This window comes from Stenotrophomonas sp. YJH_SMC_79 (genome assembly GCF_059367995.1).
Genome location: NZ_JCAFRK010000002.1, coordinates 37,043 through 59,153 on the forward strand (window position 1 = coordinate 37,043; position 22,111 = coordinate 59,153).

The window sequence follows — 22,111 nt, forward strand, 5'->3', positions numbered from 1 at the left end:
GGCGGTCGACCGCTGCCGCTGGGGCGCGGGATTGCAATGGAAGCATGCAATGGAAGCATTGATAGCCCTGGTGGTACTGGTCCTGCTGGCCATCCCGCTGCTGCTGGTGGTGGCGCTGGTGATGATCGCCGGCCTGCGCCGTCGTGTGGCCGCGCTGGAAAGCACGCTGGCGGCCGCATCTGTCTCCCGGCCGGCCACTGTGGCCACCGCCACCGAAGCGGCGTCTGCTCGGCCGGTGGTGACACCTTCGGCCAGCGCCGATCCTCCGTTCCTGCGGCCGGTCGCGGCGGCGACACCACAACCGCCGCAGCCGTCAGTGCCTGAAGCCGCGCCTGCCGAGACGCCTGCGCCCCGTCCGGTCACGCCGCCGCCGGTACCGTTGGCGCCACCGCTGCCGGCCGAACCGGCGCCGCCAAACGTGATCGAACGCGGCATCGGTGCGGTCAAGCGCTGGTTCACCGAGGGCAACGTGCCGGTCAAGATCGGCATGCTGGTGCTGCTGGCCGGTGTTGCCGCGCTGCTGAAGTACGTCAGTGACCAGGGCTGGCTGGTGCTGCCGATCGAACTGCGCCTGGCCGGGGTCACCGTGGGCGCGCTGGGGCTGCTGGCCTTCGGCTGGCACCAGCGCGAACGCAGGCGCATGTTCGCGCTTGCGTTGCAGGGCGGTGCCATCGGCGTGCTGCTGCTGACCATCTTCGCCGCCTTCAAGCGATTCGAACTGGTCACCCCGGGCTTTGCCTTCGTCAGCTCGATCGCGCTGGTGGCAGGCCTGTGCGTGCTGGCGGTGGTACAGAACTCGCGCACCCTGGCGGTGCTGGGCATCCTGGCCGGCTTCATGGCGCCGTTGTGGCTGTCCACCGGCAGCGGCAACCACGTGGGGTTGTTCAGCTACTACGCGGTCCTCAACGCCGGCATCTTCGCCATCGCCTGGTTCCGCCCGTGGCGCGCGCTGAATCTGCTGGGTTTCGCCTTCACCTTCGGCATCGGTACGTTCTGGGGCGTGCTGCAGTACGCCCCGGATAAATTCAGCAGTACCGAACCGTTCCTGCTGCTGTTCTTTGCCTTCTACCTGCTGATCCCGCTGCTGTACGCACGCCGGCAGCCGGCCGGCCGCCGCGACCTGGTCGATGGCAGCCTGGTGTTCGGTACGCCGCTGGTCGCGTTCTCGCTGCAGGCCGGCATGCTGCACGAGCAGCCGATGACCCTGGCCCTGTGTGCGCTGGGCCTGGCCGCGATCTACGCGGTGCTGGCGTGGGCGTTGATCCGGCGTGCGTCGTACACCGTGCTGGCGCAGTCGCACGCGGTGCTGGCGGTGGGCTTTGCCACGCTGGCAGTGCCGCTGGCGCTGTCGGCACGCGCCACGGGTGCCGTGTTCGCGCTGGAAGGCGCTGGCCTGGCCTGGTTGGGCCTGCGCCAGAAGCGCTGGCTGCCGCAGGTGTCTGGCGCGTTGCTGCAGATGGGCGCCGCGTTCGCCTTCGTGGCCGGCGCCGATCATTGGCTTGAAGATGCCCGCTTCCTGCTCAACCCGACCGCCATCGGCGCGCTGCTGCTGGCGCTGGCAGGTTTCGCCTCCGCCTGGAGCTACCAGCGCCGGCCGCGCCATGAGGTCGCACTGGTCTACTACCTGTGGGGCCTGCTGTGGTGGCTGGGCGGCCTGGTGCACGAGATCACCCGCTTCTTCCCGTACCGCATCGAAGTGGATGCGCTGCTGGTGCTGGCTGCGGTCACCGCATGGCTGGCGGCCGAAACGCAGCGCCACCAGCCAGCACGCGCACTGGGCGTGACCTCGCTGGCGATGCTGGCGCTGGGCTTCCCGCTGGCGCTGATGCAGAGCGACGCGCACCACCAGCCGTTCGCCGGCTACGGCGCGCTGGCCTGGGCGGTATTCGCCGTGCTCGGTGTGCGCACACTGCTGTGCCTGCGCCAGGGCGGTGACAGCGTGGCGCGCATCGCGCAGTTCCTGTGGTGGCTGCTGTGGCCCTCGCTGCTTTCGCTGCTGGCCCTGTGGGGCGGTGGCGAGGCAGGTCTGGCGCAGGGGTGGACGACGCTGCTGGTCACGCTGCCGTGGCTGCTGATGGCGGCGCTGTCGCTGTGGCGCTGGAATACGCTGCGCTGGCCGCTGGGTGAAGCGTTCGACCGCGTGCGCATGCCGCTGCAGTGCGTGCTGTTCGGCCTGCTGTCGATCGGCTGGCTGCTGGGCCAGCTGTTGCCGGGCGATGCTTCCCCGCTGCTGTGGCTGCCGGTGCTGAACCCGGCCGAGATCGGACAGTGGCTGAGCCTGTTGCTGCTCGCGCGCTGGCTGTACAGCGATCAGGCGCCGAAGGCCCTGCTGGGTATCCGCATGCCGCTGCTGTCACTGGCAACGTTCGTTGCGCTGACCAGCGTGGTGCTGCATGGCGTGCACCAGTGGGGCGGCCTGTCGTGGAACGCATCGATGATGCGCTTCAGCCTGGCGCAGACCAGCCTGACCGTGCTGTGGAGCGTGCTCGGCGTGATCGCCTGGGTATGGGGTTCGCGCCGCGGCCAGCGTGTGTTGTGGATGGTCGGTGCCGTGCTGATGGGCGTGGTGCTGGCCAAGCTGGTCATTGTTGATCGCCAGCACCTTGGCAACCTGCTGGGCATCGCATCGTTCATCGCCTACGGCCTGCTGTGCACGGTCGTGGGTTATCTGGCACCGGCACCGCCCAGCGCGGCGCCGACCGTGGAGGAAAAACAATGAAGACGTGGAGCAGGGCGCTGCTGCCGGCGATGTTCGGCCTGCTGGCCGCCGTCGCGGCACAAGCCGCCGATTACCGTACGCAGTACGCCGAACAGTGGCCGCTGACGTTGTCCAGCGCGCAGTCCGGTGCCTATCGCGTCGTGCTGGAGCCGGCGATCTACCGTCGCGCCGGTACCGCTGACCTGAGCGATCTGCAGGTGTTCAATGCCGCAGGCCAATCGCTGCCGTCCGCCTTGCTGGCGCCGGACCAGCCGCTGGCACAGCCGCCGGTGCAGCGTGAGCTGCCGTGGTTCGCGTTGCCGCCGCTGGCCGAAGCACAGCGCAACGACCTGCAGTTGCTGACCGAGCGCGATACCGATGGCCGCGTGCGTCGCGTGGAAGCGCGCGTGAGTGGCGGTGCCGTGGCCAACGGGCAGGGCGGTTGGCTGATCGACGCCAGTGTGCTCGGCCAGCAGCCGCTGGCGGCGCTGGTGCTGGATTGGGCCGACAGTGGCCAGCCGTTGCAGGCACAGGTGCAGCTGGACGTCAGCGACGACCTGCAGCACTGGCGTGCGATTGGCCGCGATATCCCGCTGGTGGATCTGCAGCGCGCTGGCAAGCGCCTGCTGCAGCGCCGCCTGCAGGTGGACGGCGAGGCCCGCTACCTGCGCGTGCTGGCGCAGGGCGATGCGCGTCTGCCAACGCTGCGCAGCGTACTGGCCGAGTTGCCGCCGGCGCCGGCGACGCTGCCGTGGGAGTGGCTGTCGCTGGAGCCGACCTCGAAGGGCAAGGGCGAATACACCTTCGAGATGGATGGCCGTTTCCCGGTGGCCCGCGCGGATGTGGCCAGCACCGACAACAGCCTGGTGCAGTGGACGTTGTTCAGCCGCGACGACGAAAGTGCGGAGTGGCAGCGCCGCAGTGCGCCGTGGATTGCTTACCAGCTGCAGCAGGGCGCACAGGGCCCGCGGCAGCAGTCGGCTGCGCAGACACTGGGCGGCGTGCATCGCGACCGCTACTGGAAGTTGGTCGCGAACCCTGCCGAAACCGCGACTGCGCCGTCCCTGCGCCTGGGCTACCAGCCGGAAGTACTGGTGTTCCTGAGCCAGGGCGCGGCGCCCTATGCACTGGCGGTGGGCAGCAGCACTGCACGCAGGATGGAGGCGCCGATCGGTGTGCTGATCGAGGAGCTGCGCCAGCGCAATGACCCGTCATGGCAACCCACGCTGGCGCGCCTGGAAGGCAGCCCGGAGCCGCTGGCGGGAGACGTGGCACTGCAGCCGCAGCGCGACTGGAAGGCGTGGTTGCTGTGGGCACTGCTGGGGCTGGGGGTGCTGGTGGTGGGTGGCCTGGCGGTCAGCCTGCTTCGGCAGAAGCCTGCGCCTTCGGCGTAGTTTCCGGCGAACGGCGGAGCCCCTCGTGGGTGGGGTTGGTCGTGTAAAGCAACAGCCGCGCTTGGCCGGGCGGGGTGGGTTAGCGGGGGACGCCGCAAGTACGTCCTTGTAGGCTTGGCAGCCGCATCCATGCGGCTGACACCCCCGCGAACCCACCCCACCCGGCCTCTGACGGTTTCCGTGTGCGTCCACCCACGGAAGAGAAAGAAGAAGAGCAAGAGCGGAAGCGGGTCGCTTCGCTCGACGGCCCTCGGGGTCAGATCCGTTTTCCGCAGGAAAACGGATCTGACCCCTTCTTTCTTCATCCGACACCACACACTGCTTGAGCCTTTGCCATCCGCTCTACCTCATGAACCTGTCGAGGCCGGGGCGGTGTGGGCTGGCAGGGGTGTGAGCCGCATGGATGCGGCGACCAAGCCTCCAGGGACGGATTCACGGCGTCCCCTGCCAGCCCACACCACCCCGGCCCATCCACAGCACCACGAAGCGTCAGCGCTTTGGCTTTGGCCGTTGCCGTTGCCCTGCGCCTCTGCCTGCCGGAGGCATCGGCCCCCCCACCACCCGCAGCCGATACAATGGCCGTCTGCCGTAGCCCGGCATCCCGTCCCTGAGCCAAAGAGTTGCCCATGTCCATCGTCCGCATGACCGACCTCGACCTCTCCGGCAAGCGCGTGCTGATCCGCCAGGATCTGAACGTGCCGATCGAGAATGGCCGCATCACTTCCGAACAGCGCATCACCGCTTCGCTGCCGACGCTCAAGCGCGCGCTGGAGCAGGGCGCGGCGGTGATGGTCACCTCGCACCTGGGTCGCCCGAAGGAAGGCGTGTGGACCGAAGCCGACTCACTCGCACCGGTGGCGGCGCGCCTGTCCGAGCTGCTCGGCCGCGAGGTTCCGCTGGTGCGCGACTGGATCGACGGCGTCGACGTGCAGCCGGGCCAGCTGGTGCTGCTGGAAAACTGCCGCATGAACGTCGGCGAGGGCAAGGACGATGAGGCCCTGTCGAAGAAGTACGCCGCGCTGTGCGACGTGTTCGTGATGGATGCGTTTGGTACCGCGCACCGCGCCCAGGCCTCCACCCACGGCGTCATCCGCTTCGCCCCGGTGGCTGCCGGTGGCCCGCTGCTGATGGCCGAGCTGGATGCACTGGCACAGGCGCTGGACGCACCGGCCAAGCCGTTGCTGGCCATTGTTGCCGGCAGCAAGGTCAGCACCAAGCTGGAACTGCTGGCCAACCTGGTCGTCAAGGTCGATCAGCTGATCGTCGGTGGCGGCATCGCCAACACCTTCATCGCTGCCGCTGGCTACAACGTCGGCAAGTCGCTGTGCGAGCCGGATCTGCTGGACACCGCCAGGAAGATCGTGGCCGATGCCAAGGCGCGTGGCGCCGACATTCCACTGCCGGTGGACGTGGTCACCGCCAAGCAGTTCCTGCCCGACGCCGTCGCCGAAGTGAAGGCGGTCGATGCCGTTGCCGAAGACGATCTGATCCTGGATATCGGCCCGCAGACCGCCGCGCAGTACGCGCAGCTGATCGAGAAGGCCGGCACCGTGGTCTGGAACGGCCCGGTCGGTGTGTTCGAGTTCGAAGCCTTCAGCAAGGGCACCGAAGCACTGGCCCGCGCGATTGCCAGCTCGCCGGCCTTCTCCATCGCGGGCGGCGGCGACACTCTGGCGGCGGTCGACAAGTTCGATATCGCCAAGGACGTCAGCTACATCTCCACCGGTGGCGGCGCGTTCCTGGAGTTCCTGGAAGGCAAGACCCTGCCTGCAGTGGCGGCGCTCGACGCGCGCGGCGCATGAGTGCCGGCCACGGCAAGGATGTCCTGTTCTTCGACCTGGACGGCACGCTGATCGATTCGCAGGTGGGCATCACCGCCTGCATCGCCTACGCGCTGCAGAAGATGGACCATCCGGTGCCGGCGCAGGAAACGCTGCTGGGCTGGATCGGTCCGTCGCTGCGCACCACCTTCGCGCCGCTGTTCGGTGAACCGGCGCGGGTGGAGCAGGCGGTGGGCTATTACCGCGAGCGCTTCGACGCCGAAGGTTGGCGCGAGCACACGGTGTACCCGCAGATTGAAGACACGCTGCGTACGCTGCATGGTCGTGGCCACCGCCTGGCGGTGGTCACTGCCAAGAACGAGCCGCACGCGCGCCGCATCCTCGCCCACGTGCCTTTTGGTGGATTGTTCGAGGAGATCGTCGGTTCGACCCTGGACGGTTCGCGCAGCCACAAGCCGGAACTGGTCGGGGAGGCGCTGCGCCGCCTGCAGGTGCAGCCCGTGCAGTGCTGGATGATCGGCGACCGCCGCATGGACATCGAGGGCGCTCGCCACCATGGTCTGCGAAGCGTGGGCGTGCTGTGGGGCTTTGGTGGTGAAGCGGAACTCACTGAAGCCGGTGCGGGCCAGCTGGCACGCGAGCCGGCACAGCTGACGACGCTGTTGGCCTGACACACCTTTGACCGGTGGCGCCGGGCCATGCCCGGCGGCTTTGCCCAACGCCCGCCGGGCATGGCCCGGCGCTACCGGGGGCCCTGCGCCAGCGTATGTCCGGACCATGTCCGTTCCATGACCCGCGGAGTCAGGCAGCACAAGGCTGTAACCGTATACATGCGGCGTGAAGGATGTGCTAATTTCCGTTCTTTATCGGGAGAGGCCCATTCACCATGTTCGAGCGTCAGCGTCGCACCAAGATCCTTGCCACCCTCGGCCCGGCCACTGATCCGCCGGGCGTGCTGGAGGATCTGTTCCGCGCCGGCGTCAACGTGGTGCGCCTCAACTTCAGCCACGGTGACCCCTCCGGCCAGGCCAAGCGTGCTGCCGAAGTGCGTGCCGCCGCCGCCCGCGTGGGTGTGGAAGTGGGCATCCTGGCCGACCTGCCAGGCCCGAAGATCCGCATCGAGCGCTTCGCCGAAGGCAAGGTGCAACTGAAGGCGGGCAACCGCTTCGACCTGATCGCCAGCACCAACGCCGGCCCGGGTGATGCCACCCAGGTCGGTGTCAGTTACCTCGGCCTGCCGCAGGACGTCGGCCCGGGTGATGTGCTGCTGCTCGACGATGGCCTGATGCAGCTGCAGGTGGTCGAGGTGCAGGGCGAACGCATCATCAACACCGTGCTCAACGACGGCGTACTGTCCGACCGCAAGGGCCTGAACAAGCAGGGCGGCGGCCTGTCGCTGGGCGCGCTGACCGAGCGTGACAAGGAGCTGATCGGCATCGTCGCCAAGATCGGCGTCGACTTCATCGCCGTGTCGTTCTGCCGCAACGCGCAGGACATGAACGACGCGCGTGATATCGCCCGCTCGCATGGCTGTGACGCTGCGCTGGTGTCGAAGATCGAGCGCACCGAGGCCATCGAGAACCTGGAAGAAATCGTCGAGGCCAGCGACGTGGTGATGGTGGCCCGTGGCGACCTCGGCGTGGAAATCGGCGATGCCGAACTGCCGGGCCTGCAGAAGAAGATCATCAAGGCCTCGCTGGCGCAGAACAAGGTGGTGATCACCGCCACGCAGATGCTGCAGTCGATGGTGGAAAGCCCGATCCCGACCCGTGCTGAAGTGCTGGACGTGGCCAACTCGGTCATCGATGGCACCGATGCGGTGATGCTGTCGGCCGAGACCGCTGCCGGTGCCTGGCCGGTCAAGGCCGTCGAAGCGATGGCGCGCATCTGCCTGGGGGCCGAGCGCCAGTTCCAGACCGAGACCGACTTCAACGCTTCGCCGCGCAACCTGGAACGTGCCGACCAGGCCATTGCCATGGCCACCATGTTCCTGTCCCAGCACGTGGGCGTGCGCGCGATCGTGGCGATGACCGAATCCGGTGGCACTGCGCGTTACCTGTCGCGTTTCCGTGCCAAGGCGCCGGTGTTCGCGGTCACCCGCCATGACGGCGCACGCCGGCAGATGGCGCTGATGCGCGATGTCTATCCGATCAATTTCGACAGCCGCGGCCTGACCCCGCGCGAAGCCGCGCGTGGCAGCATCCGCCTGCTGGTCGAAGCCGAATTGCTGCAGGCCGGCGACCGCGTCGTGTTCACCAGCGGCGAGCATATGGAAACCCTGGGCGCGACCAACACCCTGCGCCTGCTGGAAGTGGGCGACGACGGCCGCGCCATCGGCCTGGGCGATCTGTAAGCCTTGACGGTATCGGGTCGGCGCTGCCGATCCGGGGTCAGAGCCCCTGCAGGGATCTGACCCTCACGCCGGCCCAGAGGCAGATCCCCGCAGGGGCTCTGACCCCCAACGGCAGGACATTCTTTGTCCTGTGCAGACTTGGAATCGTTTCCATCCTGACCTCGACACCGGGGCAACGGGCAGCGGGGCTATACTTACGTTTTTCCCGCACCCGCCACAGGAAATACATGAGCATCGAACAGCTGGCCGAAACCGCCCAGGCCATGGTCGCCCCGGGCAAGGGCATCATCGCGATCGACGAATCCACCGCTACCATCGCCAAGCGTTTCGCCGGCGTCGGTATCGAGAACACCGAGGAGAACCGTCGTGCCTACCGCGAGCTGCTGCTGACCACGCCGAAGCTCAACGAGCACATTTCCGGCGCCATCCTGTACGACGAAACCATCCGCCAGTCGACCAGGGACGGCGTGCCGTTCGCCAAGTACATGGCCGACCACGGCATGATTCCGGGCATCAAGGTGGACAAGGGTGCGCACCCGCTGGCCGGCTGCCCGGGCGAACTGGTCACCGAAGGCCTGGACGGCCTGCGCGAGCGCCTGCAGGAGTACTACAAGCTGGGTGCGCGCTTCGCCAAGTGGCGTGCGGTCATCAACATCGGCGAGAGCATTCCGTCGGGCACCTGCATCGAGTCCAACGCTCACGCGCTGGCCCGTTATGCCGCCCTGTGCCAGGAATGCGGCCTGGTGCCGATGGTCGAGCCGGAAGTGATCATGGACGGCGACCACGACATCGAGACCTGCTACGAAGTCACCGAAGCCACCCTGCGTTCGCTGTTCGACGCGCTGTACCAGCAGAACGTGCTGCTGGAAGGCACCATCCTGAAGGCGTCGATGGTCATCTCCGGCAAGAACTGCGATGAGCAGGCCGACGTCGAGGAAGTGGCCGAGTCGACCGTGATGTGCCTGAAGAGCACCGTGCCGGCGATCCTGCCGGGCGTGGTGTTCCTGTCCGGTGGCCAGAGCGACGAACAGTCGACCGAGCACCTGAACGCGATGAACCAGCTGGGCAACCTGCCGTGGCCGCTGAGCTTCTCCTACGGCCGCGCCATGCAGCAGGCCGCGCTGAAGCTGTGGGCCAAGGACATGAAGGGCAACTACGCCGCTGCCCAGAAGACCGTGTACGAGCGCGCCAAGGACAACGGCCTGGCCGCGCTGGGCAAGTGGAACGGTTGATCCGTCCCATCGCTGGATGAACAGGGCAACGCCGGCATCACGCCGGCGTTTGCTTTTGCGGGTATCGTTTCCGGCCCCGCGCGCCCGGCCGGCACGCGGGAACTACATGGAAGGCCAAGGAGAAACAACATGCGTTTGGCAGCACTCACACTGACCGTAGCCGCGGTCCTGGTCGCCGGCGGTTGCAACCGCATCGGCAGCAGTGGTGACGCAGGCAAGGCCGCGTCGCTCGATTTCGACAAGCCGGTGTCCGGCGAGATCACCTCGCGCAGCGGCATCAACTTCAACGACGGCAGCCATCACCAGCTCTACCAGATCAAGCTGGAAGACAGGGAGCTGGTCGGCCTGAAGCTGACCGGTGCCCTCAGCGGCTCGATCGCCGTGTTCAACAACGGCAGCCTGGTGTCCACCAGCAACACCGGTTACGAACGCGAAGGCGACGTCTCGCTGGCGTTCCGTGCCAATGGCGGCGGCACCTACCAGGTGGCGGTCAATGCCGATGGCCCGACCGCCTTTGGTCCGTATCGCCTGCGCGCCGAGAAGCTGAAACCCTACGACGGCAAGCCGTTGGCGGGCAGTGGCGAAATCGTGGACATGCTGGCCAGTGACTCGCAGGACTACACCCTGCAGGTGGACAAGGCCGGCCTGTACGAAATCCGCCTGGTGTCGGATGTCTTCGATCCGGTGCTGAAGCTGTCGGGCCAGGGCGTTGAAGCCGAGAACGACGATGGCAACGACAGCACCAACTCGCGGCTGACCCTGTCGCTGAAGCCGGGCAAGTACACCCTGACCGCGCGCGGCCTCGGCAGCGGCGTCAATGGCATGTTCACCCTGTCGGCCAACCGCATCGAACTGCCGGGGAATCTGGTCGAGCGCGATGGTACCGCCCTGCCGAAGTCGGGCAGCGTGTACACCATGCTGGACAACGACGGCCGTCGCCGCTTCCTGCTGACCCTGGATCGTCCCGCCGACGTGCGCCTGGATGCGATCTCCAGCCAGGTCGATACCGTGCTGCGCGTGGTCGGCGGGGATGTCGAGCTGACCAACGACGACGGTGGCAATGGCACCAATGCGCGGCTGGAAGAAACGCTGCCGGCCGGCCACTACACCGTCGACGTGTCCGGCCTGAACAATGGCGCGGGCATGGTGGAAGTGCGCGTGCAGGTTGAGGGCGCCAGTGCCGACGGTGCTGCCGCGTCGGCTGCACGCGCCGCAGCCGACGCGGCAGCCGCCGTGGCCGATGACGCTGCTGCGGTGGAAGCTGCCAGTCGTTGAGTGTGATCCACGCCATGCGTGGATGACATCGACGGTGCAACGGAAAAGGCCGGGCAATGCCCGGCCTTTTCCTTTCCATGCTGCGTCGCGTTTCAATGCGCGGCGGCAAGGCCTGCATCGCCGAGCGGCGGCAGCAGCGTGCCGCGTGGCTCGCTTTCCGTGCTGTGTCCGGCGGTGGCCAGCGCCTGCTGGTAGGCCTTGGCAGTGGCCGTGTTGAACGCGACCAGCACGATGCGCATCGGTTGCACGTGGCTGCGCTGCCATGCCAGCGTTTCCGTCACCGCGATCTGTGCAGCCTGGTACAGCGGATAGCCATACACGCCGCAACTGATGGCCGGGAACGCGATCGACTGTACGCCCAGCGACTCGGCAAGCTGCAGCGATTTCCAGTAGCAGTTGGCCAGCAGTGCCGGTTCGTCGCGCTGGCCGTCATGCCAGACCGGACCGACCGTGTGCAGTACGTGGCGTGCCGGCAGCGCATGGGCACCGGTGGCGCGCACTTCGCCGGTCGGGCAACGCACGCCCGGGCGCAGCTCCGGCAACTGCTCGCATTCGGCCAGCAATGTGGGGCCGGCTGCACGATGGATCGCGCCGTCGACACCGCCGCCACCGAGCAGTGTTTCGTTGGCCGCGTTGACGATCGCATCCACCGCCAGGGTCGTGATGTCGCCCTGCCAAACTTCGATCTTCATGCGTCCGTCTCCTGCCTGTGAGGTGATCCGCGCAGCATCTGCGCCGGCTGTTCCCACGGTAGGGGACAGGGCATCGATACTGCGTCATGACCGTCTCACGCGCTGCGATCCGACGGCCTTCACGCACGATGGCGGGCGACGCCTTCACGCAGGCTGAAGCAGAAGGGGGTCAGAGCCCTTTCCCGACGGGAAAGGGATCCGATCCTGTGCATCACGGCAGGCCGGCCAGCCACTCGTCGTCGGAGCCTTCATTCACATCGGCAAACAGCGGCGTGGAGAAGTAGCGCTCACCGGTGTCCGGAAGCATGGCCAGAATCACTGAACCCGGTTCGGCGCGTGCGGCCACGTCCAGTGCGCTGGCCACAGTAGCGCCGGCGGAGATGCCGACGAAGATGCCTTCCTCCGCCGCCAGCCGGCGCGCGGTGGCGATGGCGCGGTCATCATCAACCGACACCAGTTCATCCACCACATCGCGGTTGAGCACGTCGGGCACGAAATCCGGGGTCCAGCCCTGGATCTTGTGCGGCTTCCAGTCATCGCCCTTCAGCAGTGCGGCGCCGGCCGGCTCGGTGGCGATGATGCGGGTCTGCGGGCGCGCGACCTTCAGTACTTCGCCCACGCCGGTGAGCGTGCCACCGGTGCCCCAGCCGCTGACGAAGTAGTCCAGCCGCTTGCCGGCAAAGTCGCGCAGGATTTCGGCGGCGGTGGTATTGCGGTGATACGCCGGATTGGCCGGATTGGCGAACTGGCTGGCCAGGAACCAGCCGTGCTGCTCGGCCAGTTCGCGCGCCTTGCGCACCATGCCGCTGCCGCGTTCGGCGGCCGGGGTCAGGATCACCTTCGCGCCATACGCGCGCATCAGCTTGCGACGCTCCACCGAGAAGGTCTCGACCATGGTCGCCACGAACTTGTAACCACGTGCCGCGGCGACCATCGCCAGCGCCACGCCGGTGTTGCCCGAGGTGGCCTCCACGATCGTGTCGCCGGGCTTGAGCAGGCCGCGCGCTTCGGCGTCGAGGATGATCGCCAGTGCCAGGCGGTCTTTCACCGAGCCGCCCGGGTTGAACGACTCGACCTTGGCGTAGAGGCTGACCTGCGGCGGCGCCAGGCGCTGCAGCTTGACGATGGGGGTGTTGCCGACGGTATCGAGGATGGAGTCGTACAGGGCCATGGAAGCGCTCCGGGAACGGGGCCGCGCCGGACGCCGGCGGGCGAAAGGGGAGGGCTGGCTGTTCAGGCCAGCGGCTGCCGGCTGACCGTAGCGCCGGCATATGACGCCCGGAAATGACCAGATACCTTTCTTAAACAACCTTTGGTTATAAGCTGGTGACGGCAATTGACCCTAGAGTGGACCTCCGCCCCACGCCGCCTGCCTCCCATGACGCTGACCCAGCTGCGCTACCTGGTTGCCATCGCCGACGCCGAGCTGAACATCACGCTGGCCGCCTCGCGCGTGCACGCCACCCAGCCCGGCCTGTCCAAGCAGCTCAAGCAGCTGGAGGACGAGCTCGGCTTCCTGCTGTTCGTGCGCAAGGGCCGCAGTCTGGAGTCGGTCACCCCGGCCGGCACCGAGGTCATCGCCCGCGCCCGCGCGGTGCTGGCCGAGGCCAACAACATCCGCACCTACGCGGCCAACCAGCGCCGCGAGAGCCAGGGCCAGCTGATCCTGACCACCACCCACACCCAGGCGCGCTTCGTGCTGCCGCCGGCGGTGGCGGCGATCAAGCAGGCCTACCCGCAGGTGAGCGTGCACCTGCAGCAGGCCGGTGAAGCCGACGCACTGGACCGCCTGAACCAGGGCGATGCCGATATCGCGATCATCAGTACCGCCGGTGGCGAACCCACCGATGGCATCGCGGTGCCGCTGTTCCGCTGGCGCCGGCTGGTGGTGGTGCCCAAGGGCCATCCACTGGATCGCGCCGGTCGTGCGCCGGACCTGGCCGCGCTGGCCCGCCAACCGTTGATCAGCTATGAATCCTCGACACGGCCGAACTCGTCGCTGCAGCGCGCCTTTGCCGCAAATGGGCTGGTGCCGGACCTGGCACTGACCGCGCTCGATGCCGACCTGATCAAGACCTACGTGCGTACGGGTCTGGGCGTGGGGCTGCTGGCTGAGATGGCAGTCAGTTCCAACGACGAAGACCTGAGATCGTGGCCTGCTCCGGATCCGATCAGCGAGTGCATCGCCTGGGCGGTGCTGCCACGCGACCGCGTGCTGCGCGATTACGCGCTGGAGCTGGTGCACGTACTGGCACCGCAGATCGATCCGCGTGACCTGCGCCGGGTGCTGGATGGCAACCAGGCGGCCGCGTGGCCGGTGCCACCGACCTGGGAGTCACTGACCCAGACCATCACGGTGTGAGGGTGGGTCGGGCAGGGCTGCGCCCTGCACCCGCAGAATCAACGGCAACGTCAACGGCAAAAGCTTGCATTCCGTGGGATGGCGGGGCGGTGTCGGAGTGCGGGGACGCCGTGAACCCGTCCTTGGGGGCTTGGCAGCCGCATCCATGCGGCTGACACCCCGCACTCCGACACCGCCCCACCTCTGACAGATTCCGATGGCTGTTGGTAGGTGTCGACCTTGGTCGACACGGTAGATCCACGCCATGCGTGGATGCTTCTGGATTCCAATTCGAAATATTCGATTCCGATGGAGATTCATCCACGCATGGCGTGGATCTACTGCAGATCGCAGAGATCTGTCGAAGGCGGGGTGGGTCCGGTTGCGGGAGTGTCCGCGGCATGGATGCCGCGGCCAAGCCCCCAAGGACGGGTTTACGGCGTCTCCCGCAACCGGACCCACCCCGCCTACCCACAGGAAACCGCTTTTGCTTTTTGCTTCGGCTCTTGCCGTGGTCTCTGCGGGTGCAGGGCGCAGCCCTGCCGATAACCCCCCCCCTTCCTGCGACCGTTCGTCGCACGGGCAACCCTGGACCCGGCTCTACACTAGCGGGGTGACCCGCCTGTCCCGCCCGCAACGCCTTCTGCTCCAGCTCGCCATCCTGGCGACGCTGCTGATGGTGCTTGCGCCACTGGTCAGCCGCGCGCTGCAGGCGCACCCGATGGACCACGCTGCAATGGCGGGCATGGACCACGCCGCGATGGGCCATGACATGCACGGCATGGCCATGGCCGGGCACGATCTACACGGGGCCACGCCGGCAGCGCCTGACCGCCCGGCCGACCCCCACGCCATGCATGGCGAAGCCTGCGAATACTGCGTACTGGCCATGCGCCTGCTGCCATGGCTGGCGGTGCTGGTGCTGCTGTTGCCGCTGCTGTGGCGGCCGCGCCTGGTGTTCCCGTGGTCACAGCAGGTGCTGCCGGCACTGCGCTGGCCGGCGCACGCCGCACGTGGGCCACCGCCCCCCTCCATCGTCCGCTGATATCCCCATGAATCTGCCGCACGACGCCTGACCGGGCGCCGTGCGCGCGTGCGTACCTTGGAGCTGTTCCGATGAAAATGACTTCCCGCCCTGCGGGCGCCTGCGTGCGCCTGCCGGTTGCCCTTGGCCTGGCCGTTGCCGCGTCACTGGCCCACGCTGCGCCCGCCGACGAGGCGCGCACCCTCGACACGCTGGTGGTCACCGCCGCCGCACCGTCCTCGCCGCTGCACTGGGTGACCGATCCGCGCCTGCCGCGGCAGCCGGTGCCGGCCAGCGACGGTGCCGATTACCTGAAGACCGTCCCCGGCTTCTCCGCCATCCGCAATGGCGGCACCAACGGCGACCCGGTGCTGCGCGGCATGTTCGGTTCGCGGCTGAACATCCTCAGCAACGATGGCAACCTGATCGGTGCCTGCCCGTCACGCATGGACAATCCGTTGTCCTACATCGCGCCGGAGAGCTTCGATCGGTTGACCATCATCAAGGGCCCGCAGAGCGTGCGCTGGGGCGCAGGCGCCTCGGCCGGCACCGTGCGTTTCGAGCGCGATACGCCGCGCTTCGAGGAACCGGGCCTGCGTGCTGATGCCAGTGCGCTGGTTGGCTCGCGCAACCGCAACGACCAGGTGCTGGACCTGACCCTGGGCAACCCGACCGGCTATGTGCGCGCCAGCGGCAACCGGTCCGAAGCCGATGACTACAAGGACGGCCACGGCGATGTGGTGCCGTCGAAGTGGCGCAAGTGGAACGGTGACGTGGCCATTGGCTGGACGCCGGATGCCGACACGCTGCTGGAGATCTCCGCCGGGGCCGGTGATGCGATCGCGCGCTATGCCGGGCGTGGCATGGACGGTGCCGCGTTCGAACGCACCAGTTACGCGGCACGCTTCGAGAAGCGCAACCTGCCGGGCGCGTGGGACACGGTGCAGGCCAACGTGTACTACAACGAAGCCGACCACGTGATGGACAACTACACGCTGCGCACGCCGAATCCCAACAGCATGATGCCGATGCCGATGGCGTCGAACGTGGACCGCCGTACCCAGGGCGGCCGGGTCAGTTCCGAGTGGCGCTGGCAGGACGTGCAGCTGGTGGCGGGGGTGGATGGCGAAGACAGCCGCCATCGTGGACGCACGGGCATGGGGCGTGACACCTACAGGCAGGCCGACTGGCAGACCGATGCCAACTTCCGTCGCTATGGCGTGTTCACCGAACTGACCCTGGGCGCCGGCACCGCCCAGCGCTGGATCAGTGGCCTGCGCATCGATCGCGCCAGCGTGCGCGATGAGCGGCAGTCGATCCGCGGGATGATGGGGAACATGCCCAATCCGACCGCAGGCCAGCGTCGCAAGGAGTGGCTCGGCAGTGGTTTCCTGCGTTACGAGCAGGACCTGGCCGACGGCCTGACCTGGTATGCCGGTCTCGGCCACAGCCAGCGCATGCCCGATTACTGGGAGCTGTTCTCGCCCGATCACGGTCCGGCCGGTGCATCGAACGCCTTCGCCGGCATCCAGCCCGAGCACACCACCCAGCTCGACGTCGGCCTGCAGTACAAGGGCCCACGCGTGCAGGCCTGGGTCTCGGCCTACGCCGGGCAGATCCAGGACTACATCCTGTTCACCTATCACGGCAGCGGCATGATGGGCATGAGCCAGGCCAGCAACATCGATGCGCGCATCGCCGGTGCCGAGGCGGGGCTGGAAGTAAGCCTGGCCGAACAGTGGAAGCTGGGGGGCACGCTGGCCTACGCGTGGGGCGAGAACCGCGACCAGCAGCGTCCGCTGCCGCAGATGCCGCCGCTGGAAGCGCGCCTGAGTGCGAACTGGGAAGGCCAGCGCTGGAGTGCCGGGGCACTGCTGCGTGCGGTCACCCACCAGCACCGCGTGGCCGATGGTCAGGGCAACGTGGTGGCCCAGGACCTCGGGCCGAGTGCCGGTTTCGCCACGTTCGCGCTCAACGCCGCGTACCGTTTCAGTTCGCAGCTGCAGCTCAGCGCGGGCGTCGACAACCTGTTCGACCGCGCCTACAGCGAGCACCTGAACCTGGCCGGCAGTGCCGATTTCGGCTTTCCGGCCGACCCGGTGCGCATCAATGAGCCCGGGCGCAGCCTGTGGATGAAGGTGAACTACCGGTATTGACCAACGTGCGGAACGGTAGCGCCGGGCCATGCCCGGCGTTGCTGCCGGACAAAAAAACGGGGCCGGATCCCCGCCAGGATCCGCCCCCTGCCCAACGCCCTCCGTCGGGCAGCTTCGACTCTACGATGGCGGCACCGGCGATGGGTAGCTGGATACACCCCGACACACGCCGACACTGCCAAGGGCAGCCTTGCACGGAACGGGTTCAAGGCGCTATCACGGCTTCGGTTCCACGCCGGTAAACGCTTGGCACATACCGCTTTTGCGGGCCCTTGCCTACACTCGGCGGCCGTGGATCAATCAGGACCGTTCATGTTGGCTCGTATCGCTTCGACCCTGGCCCTTGGCCTCAGCCTGGCTGTGTTGGCCGGGTGCGCAGGCAAACAGGAGGCCGCCGCACGTCGGCAGGGCGAAGCGGTGCCGGTCACTGCGCAGGTGGTGCAGCCCACGTTGTGGAATGACACCCTGCAGGCGCTGGGCACGGCCAAGGCGCGCGAGTCGATCAGCGTCACCGCCAAGGTCAGCGAAATCGTCGAGAAGGTGCATTTCGAAAGCGGCCAGCACATTGCCGCCGGTGCACCGATCGTGACCCTGCGCGGGCAGGCCCAGGAAGCGGCGCTGGTGCAGGCGCAGGCCACCTTCCACGAAGCCGACCAGCTGTACAAGCGGCAGCGCGAACTGGCCACGCAGCGGCTGGTGTCCAGCGCCACGCTGGATACGCAGAAGTCGATCCGCGATGCCGCCGAGGCGCGGGTGACGCAGATGCAGTCGGACATCGGTGACCGTCGTGTGCGCGCGCCGTTCGCCGGCGTGCTTGGCATCCGCCAGGTCAGCCCGGGCACGCTGCTGACGCCGACCACGGTGATCGCCACGCTCGACGACATCGAGCACATGCACATCGATTTCCAGGTGCCGGAAGTGGAACTGGCCGCACTGGGCGTCGGTGACAAGGTCAGCGCCACCAGCGTGGCGTGGCCGGGCCGCAGCTTCGAAGGCGTGGTCAGCACCATCGATGCACGTATCGATCCGGCCACCCGTGCGGTGACCGTGCGTGCCGACTTCGCCAACGGCGACCACGCACTGCGCCCGGGCATGTTGCTGGACGTGCGCCTGTTCCGTCCCGAGCGCCCGGCGCTGGTGGTGCCGGAAATCGCCGTGGTGCAGGTGGGCCGCGATACCTTCGTGTACCGCATCAAGAACGACGACAGCGTCGAGCGCGTGGACGTGGTGACCGGTGCGCGCCGTGCCGGCGTGGTCGAGATCAAGCAGGGCCTGGACGCCGGCCAGCGCATCGTGGTCGATGGTACCGGCAAGCTGCGCCCGGGCCTGAAGGTCGCGGCCAAGGATGCGGCACCGGCCAGCGGTGCGAAGCCGGCTGATGCGCCGGCTCCGGTCGCGGCCGAGGGCCACGGCGGATGAAGCTGTCCGACATCTCCATCCAGCGGCCGGTGTTCGCCGTGGTGATGAGCCTGCTGCTGCTGGTGCTGGGCGTGATGTCCTTTACCCGCCTGACCCTGCGCGAACTGCCCGCCATCGATCCACCGATCGTGTCGGTGTCGGTGGACTACACCGGCGCCTCGGCGGCCGTCATCGAAAGCCGCATCACCCAGGTGCTGGAAGATGCGCTGGCCGGCATCGAAGGCATCGATACCATCAACGCGCGCAGCACCAACGGCCGTTCGCAGGTCAGCATCGAGTTCACCTCCAACCGCGATATCGAAGCGGCGGCCAACGACGTGCGCGATGCGGTCAGCCGCGTCGCCGACCGCATGCCGGAGGAAGCGCGCCCGCCGGAAATCGCCAAGGTCGAAAGCGATGCCGACCCGATCATCTGGTTCAACATGGTCTCCTCGACCATGGACACGCTGGAGCTGAGCGACTACGCCGACCGCTACGTGGTCGACCGCTTCTCCAGCCTCGACGGCGTGGCCCAGGTCCGCATCGGTGGCCGCCAGCGCTATGCGATGCGCATCTGGCTGGACCGTGACCAGCTGGCCGCGCGCGGGCTGACCACCGGCGATGTGGAAACCGCACTGCGCAACGAGAATGTGGAACTGCCGGCCGGCCGCATCGAGTCGACCGACCGCGATTTCACCCTGCGCGTGGAGCGCAACTACATCAAGCCGGAAGACTTCGCGACCATCCCGCTGGGCAAGGGCCGCGACGGCTACGTAGTGCGCATGGGCGATGTGGCGAAGATCGAGCTGGCCTCGGCCGAGCGTCGCGCGTACTACCGCAGCAACGGTGAGCCCGGCATCGGCCTGGGCATCGTCAAGACCTCCACCGCCAACTCGCTGGACGTGGCGCGCACCGCGCGTGCCGAAGCCGAACGCGTTGCGCTGTCGCTGCCCAAGGGCACGCAGATCTTCGTGGCGTTCGACAACACCACCTTCATCGAAGCTGCCGTGGACCGCGTCTACGCCACGCTGGTGGAGGCGATGATCCTGGTGCTGGCGGTGATCTGGCTGTTCCTCGGCAGCTTCCGCGCCGCACTGATTCCGGCGGTGACGGTGCCGGTCTGCCTGGTGGCTGCGTTCATCGCACTGTATGCGTTCGATTTTTCGATCAACCTGCTGACCCTGCTTGCCCTGGTGCTGTGCATCGGCCTGGTGGTGGACGACGCGATCGTGGTGGTGGAGAACGTGCAGCGCCGCATCGACCTGGGCGAGCCCCCGCTGGTGGCCTCCAAGCGTGGTACCACGCAGGTTGCCTTCGCGGTGATTGCGACCACCGCCGTGCTGGTGGCGGTGTTCCTGCCGGTCGGTTTCCTGGAAGGCAATACCGGCCGCCTGTTCCGCGAACTGGCGGTGGCGCTGGCGGCAGCGGTGGCGTTGTCCGCGTTCGTGGCGCTGACGCTGACGCCGATGATGGCCTCCAAGCTGCTCAAGCCACACACTGGGCAGGCACCGCGCGGCCTGCATGGCTTCATCAACCGCAACCTGGAACGCCTGGCCTCGGGCTATGGCCGCGTGCTCGACCACCATGTCGACCGCACCTGGATCTATCTGCTGGTGATGGTGGCCGCGCTGGCCGCCAGCTGGGGCCTGCTGAAACTGCTGCCATCGGAGCTGGCGCCGGCCGAAGACCGCGGTTCGTTCCAGATCATGATCGACGGCCCGGAAGGCGCCGGCTACGACTACACCGTGCAGCAGGTACAGCAGGTGGAAGCGCTGCTGGCCCCGCACGTCGGTCCGGACAAGCCGATTGTGCGCGCCAACCCGCGCGTACCCGGCGGGTGGGGCGCCAGCGAGGAAATGCACACTGGCCGCGTCAGCATCTTCCTGCAGCCGTGGCGCCAGCGCAGCGAGGGCACGCCGGAAGTGGCCAATGAGCTGCAGAAAGAACTGGACACCATGCGCGGCGTACGCGTTCGCACGCAGGTGGGCGGTGGCCTGGTGCGCAGCGGCGGCCAGCCGTTCCAGATCGTGCTGGGCGGCCCGGAATATGCCGAGATCGCGCAGTGGCGCGACCGCATCCTGCTGCGCATGGCCGACAATCCCGGCCTGGTCGGCCCGGATTCGGACTACAAGGAAACCCGGCCACAGATGCGGGTGAACATCGACCGCCAGCGTGCGGCCGATCTCGGCGTGCCGGTCACCGCGATCGGTTCGGCGCTGGAAACCATGATGGGCTCGCGCCGCGTCACTACATTCGTCGACAACGGCGAGGAGTACGACGTGCTGGTGCAGGCCGGTCGCGATGGCCGTGCCAGCCCGGCCGACCTGGCCGCGATCCGCGTGCGTGCCACCTCCGGCGAGCTGGTGCCGCTGTCCAACCTGGTCACGCTCAGTGAAGTGGCCGAGGCGGGCACGCTGAACCGCTTCAACCGCCTGCGCTCGATCACCATCACCGCCGGCCTGGCGCCGGGCTATCCGCTGGGCGAGGCCATCGCCTGGGCGCAGAACGTGGCCCGCGAAGAGCTGCCGCAGTACGCGCAGGTGAACTGGAAGGGCGAATCGCGCGAATACCAGAGTGCCGGTGGCGCAGTGCTGCTGACCTTCGCCATGGCCCTGCTGGTGGTGTACCTGGTGCTGGCCGCGCAGTTTGAAAGCTTCATCCACCCGCTCACCATCATGCTGACAGTGCCGCTGGGCGTGCTCGGCGCGCTGGTCGGCTTGTGGGTGAGCGGGGGCACGGTGAATCTTTTCAGCCAGATCGGCATCGTCATGCTGGTGGGCCTGGCGGCAAAGAACGGCATCCTCATCGTCGAATTCGCCAACCAGCTGCGCGATGACGGGCGCACGGTACGCGAGGCGATCATCGAATCGGCGATGGTGCGCCTGCGCCCGATCCTGATGACCTCGATCGCCACCGTGGTCGGCGCGATCCCGTTGGTGGTGGCCGGTGGCCCCGGCTCGGCCAGCCGTGGCACCATCGGCATCGTGATCATCTTCGGCGTGACTCTTTCGACCTTCCTGTCGCTGTTCGTGGTGCCGGCGTTCTACGCGCGGCTGGCCCCGTACACGCGTTCGCCGGAAGCGGTGAAGCGCGAGCTGGAGAAGCAGGAAGCGGAATCGCCCTCGGTGGGTGGTCATGCCTGACCGGCCCGCCGACGGGGTCGGATCCCTTTCCCAAAGGGAAAGGGCGCTGCCCCCACTTCGAGGCGACGGCTTCCAGCTGCGCCCCTGGCGCCCGGATGATCTGGAATCCCTGTTGCGCCACGCCAACGACCCCGACGTGTCGCGCGGCCTGCGCGACCGCTTCCCGTACCCGTACACGCGCGCCGACGGCGAGGCCTTCCTCGCCGGTCGCGTGCTCACGCCGGGTACCCTGAATCTGGCCATCGAGATCGATGGCCAGGCCTGCGGCAGCGTCGGCGCCCAGCAGGGCAGTGCCGAGCGCGGTCATATGGCTGAACTCGGCTACTGGCTGGGCCAGGCCTACTGGGGCCAGGGCCTGATGACCCGCGTGGTCGGCCTGTTCGCGCCGTGGGTGATGGATGAGCTGCGCCTGTTCAGGCTGCAGGCCGGGGTAGTCGACTTCAACCTCGGCTCGGCGCGGGTGCTGGAGAAGAACGGCTTCCAGGAAGAGGGCGTGGACCGCTGCGCGATCTACAAGCGCGGCGAACTGCACGACCTGCGCCGTTTCGCCCGGGTGCGCACCCAGCTGCCCTGAACACGCAGGCTGGCCGCTGTAGAGCCGAGCCCATGCTCGGCTGCCCTCGG

15 protein-coding genes are annotated in these 22,111 nt (G+C 67.7%); 13 read left to right on the forward strand and 2 right to left on the reverse strand.

Features of this window, described 5'->3' with window-relative positions; translation table 11 throughout:
* Nucleotides 1-49: 49 nt before the first annotated feature.
* The 7 genes from AC5P57_RS07050 to AC5P57_RS07080 all read left to right on the forward strand — a co-directional run bounded on the left by AC5P57_RS07050 (nt 50) and on the right by AC5P57_RS07080 (nt 10,733).
* On the forward strand, nt 50-2,719 hold the full coding sequence (locus tag AC5P57_RS07050; protein ID WP_262235293.1) for a DUF2339 domain-containing protein: 2,670 nt from the start codon (nt 50-52) through the stop codon (nt 2,717-2,719).
* A complete protein-coding gene (locus tag AC5P57_RS07055; protein WP_262235292.1) occupies nt 2,716-4,092 on the forward strand; it encodes a DUF3999 domain-containing protein in 1,377 nt (458 codons plus the stop codon). The genes AC5P57_RS07050 and AC5P57_RS07055 overlap by 4 nt, the downstream gene beginning before the upstream one ends.
* Before the next feature lie 626 nt (nt 4,093-4,718).
* The gene (locus AC5P57_RS07060) at nt 4,719-5,894 is read left to right on the forward strand and encodes a phosphoglycerate kinase (protein ID WP_099555135.1); all 1,176 of its coding nucleotides are present in this window, start codon (nt 4,719-4,721) and stop codon (nt 5,892-5,894) included.
* The gene (locus tag AC5P57_RS07065) at nt 5,891-6,544 is read left to right on the forward strand and encodes an HAD hydrolase-like protein (RefSeq protein ID WP_262235291.1); all 654 of its coding nucleotides are present in this window, start codon (nt 5,891-5,893) and stop codon (nt 6,542-6,544) included. The genes AC5P57_RS07060 and AC5P57_RS07065 overlap by 4 nt, the downstream gene beginning before the upstream one ends.
* A gap of 215 nt (nt 6,545-6,759) precedes the next feature.
* Nucleotides 6,760-8,226: a pyruvate kinase gene (gene pyk / locus AC5P57_RS07070; RefSeq protein WP_049427416.1), complete on the forward strand. Its 1,467-nt coding sequence runs from the start codon at nt 6,760-6,762 to the stop codon at nt 8,224-8,226.
* Nucleotides 8,227-8,453: 227 nt separating this feature from the next.
* Nucleotides 8,454-9,458, forward strand: coding sequence for a class I fructose-bisphosphate aldolase (locus AC5P57_RS07075; RefSeq protein ID WP_005410832.1), 1,005 nt, complete (start codon nt 8,454-8,456; stop codon nt 9,456-9,458).
* Between the two features lie 129 nt (nt 9,459-9,587).
* Nucleotides 9,588-10,733, forward strand: a complete 1,146-nt coding sequence (locus tag AC5P57_RS07080) for an iron-sulfur cluster assembly protein (protein WP_099555129.1) — start codon at nt 9,588-9,590, stop codon at nt 10,731-10,733.
* Nucleotides 10,734-10,825: 92 nt separating this feature from the next.
* On the opposite strand, the gene AC5P57_RS07085 is transcribed toward AC5P57_RS07080, so the two are convergent.
* Together AC5P57_RS07085 and cysK are read right to left on the reverse strand one after the other, a co-directional pair.
* A complete protein-coding gene (locus AC5P57_RS07085; RefSeq protein WP_262235290.1) occupies nt 10,826-11,425 on the reverse strand; it encodes an O-acetyl-ADP-ribose deacetylase in 600 nt (199 codons plus the stop codon).
* 211 nt (nt 11,426-11,636) lie between these two features.
* Nucleotides 11,637-12,596 carry a cysteine synthase A gene (gene cysK / locus AC5P57_RS07090; protein ID WP_049427425.1) on the reverse strand — a complete coding sequence of 320 codons (960 nt, stop codon included), beginning with the start codon at nt 12,594-12,596 and terminating at the stop codon, nt 11,637-11,639.
* 207 nt (nt 12,597-12,803) lie between these two features.
* Here cysK and AC5P57_RS07095 point away from each other — a divergent pair, with 207 nt between their 5' ends.
* The 6 genes from AC5P57_RS07095 to AC5P57_RS07120 all read left to right on the forward strand — a co-directional run bounded on the left by AC5P57_RS07095 (nt 12,804) and on the right by AC5P57_RS07120 (nt 22,061).
* Nucleotides 12,804-13,787, forward strand: a complete 984-nt coding sequence (locus AC5P57_RS07095) for a LysR family transcriptional regulator (protein ID WP_010481448.1) — start codon at nt 12,804-12,806, stop codon at nt 13,785-13,787.
* Between the two features lie 592 nt (nt 13,788-14,379).
* Entirely contained in the window at nt 14,380-14,811 is a 432-nt protein-coding gene (locus tag AC5P57_RS07100; RefSeq protein WP_262234625.1) for a DUF2946 domain-containing protein, read from the forward strand.
* A gap of 71 nt (nt 14,812-14,882) precedes the next feature.
* A complete protein-coding gene (locus tag AC5P57_RS07105) occupies nt 14,883-16,946 on the forward strand; it encodes a TonB-dependent copper receptor (RefSeq protein ID WP_262234626.1) in 2,064 nt (687 codons plus the stop codon).
* Between the two features lie 312 nt (nt 16,947-17,258).
* Nucleotides 17,259-18,365: an efflux RND transporter periplasmic adaptor subunit gene (locus AC5P57_RS07110; RefSeq protein ID WP_099553775.1), complete on the forward strand. Its 1,107-nt coding sequence runs from the start codon at nt 17,259-17,261 to the stop codon at nt 18,363-18,365.
* On the forward strand, nt 18,362-21,487 hold the full coding sequence (locus tag AC5P57_RS07115; protein ID WP_164139196.1) for an efflux RND transporter permease subunit: 3,126 nt from the start codon (nt 18,362-18,364) through the stop codon (nt 21,485-21,487). Before AC5P57_RS07110 ends, AC5P57_RS07115 begins: the two co-directional genes overlap by 4 nt.
* Nucleotides 21,480-22,061, forward strand: coding sequence for a GNAT family N-acetyltransferase (locus tag AC5P57_RS07120; protein WP_262234627.1), 582 nt, complete (start codon nt 21,480-21,482; stop codon nt 22,059-22,061). The genes AC5P57_RS07115 and AC5P57_RS07120 overlap by 8 nt, the downstream gene beginning before the upstream one ends.
* The last annotated feature ends 50 nt before the right edge of the window (nt 22,062-22,111 follow it).

Bases quoted from the DNA above. Each gene is read 5' to 3' on its own strand.
- AC5P57_RS07105 (WP_262234626.1), top strand. From the start codon at position 14,883: ATGAAAATGACTTCCCGCCCTGCGGGCGCCTGCGTGCGCCTGCCGGTT.
- AC5P57_RS07115 (WP_164139196.1), top strand. From the start codon at position 18,362: ATGAAGCTGTCCGACATCTCCATCCAGCGGCCGGTGTTCGCCGTGGTG.
- pyk (WP_049427416.1), top strand. From the start codon at position 6,760: ATGTTCGAGCGTCAGCGTCGCACCAAGATCCTTGCCACCCTCGGCCCG.
- AC5P57_RS07050 (WP_262235293.1), top strand. From the start codon at position 50: ATGGAAGCATTGATAGCCCTGGTGGTACTGGTCCTGCTGGCCATCCCG.
- cysK (WP_049427425.1), bottom strand. From the start codon at position 12,596: ATGGCCCTGTACGACTCCATCCTCGATACCGTCGGCAACACCCCCATC.
- AC5P57_RS07110 (WP_099553775.1), top strand. From the start codon at position 17,259: ATGTTGGCTCGTATCGCTTCGACCCTGGCCCTTGGCCTCAGCCTGGCT.
- AC5P57_RS07055 (WP_262235292.1), top strand. From the start codon at position 2,716: ATGAAGACGTGGAGCAGGGCGCTGCTGCCGGCGATGTTCGGCCTGCTG.
- AC5P57_RS07080 (WP_099555129.1), top strand. From the start codon at position 9,588: ATGCGTTTGGCAGCACTCACACTGACCGTAGCCGCGGTCCTGGTCGCC.
- AC5P57_RS07065 (WP_262235291.1), top strand. From the start codon at position 5,891: ATGAGTGCCGGCCACGGCAAGGATGTCCTGTTCTTCGACCTGGACGGC.
- AC5P57_RS07095 (WP_010481448.1), top strand. From the start codon at position 12,804: ATGACGCTGACCCAGCTGCGCTACCTGGTTGCCATCGCCGACGCCGAG.
- AC5P57_RS07060 (WP_099555135.1), top strand. From the start codon at position 4,719: ATGTCCATCGTCCGCATGACCGACCTCGACCTCTCCGGCAAGCGCGTG.
- AC5P57_RS07075 (WP_005410832.1), top strand. From the start codon at position 8,454: ATGAGCATCGAACAGCTGGCCGAAACCGCCCAGGCCATGGTCGCCCCG.
- AC5P57_RS07120 (WP_262234627.1), top strand. From the start codon at position 21,480: ATGCCTGACCGGCCCGCCGACGGGGTCGGATCCCTTTCCCAAAGGGAA.
- AC5P57_RS07085 (WP_262235290.1), bottom strand. From the start codon at position 11,425: ATGAAGATCGAAGTTTGGCAGGGCGACATCACGACCCTGGCGGTGGAT.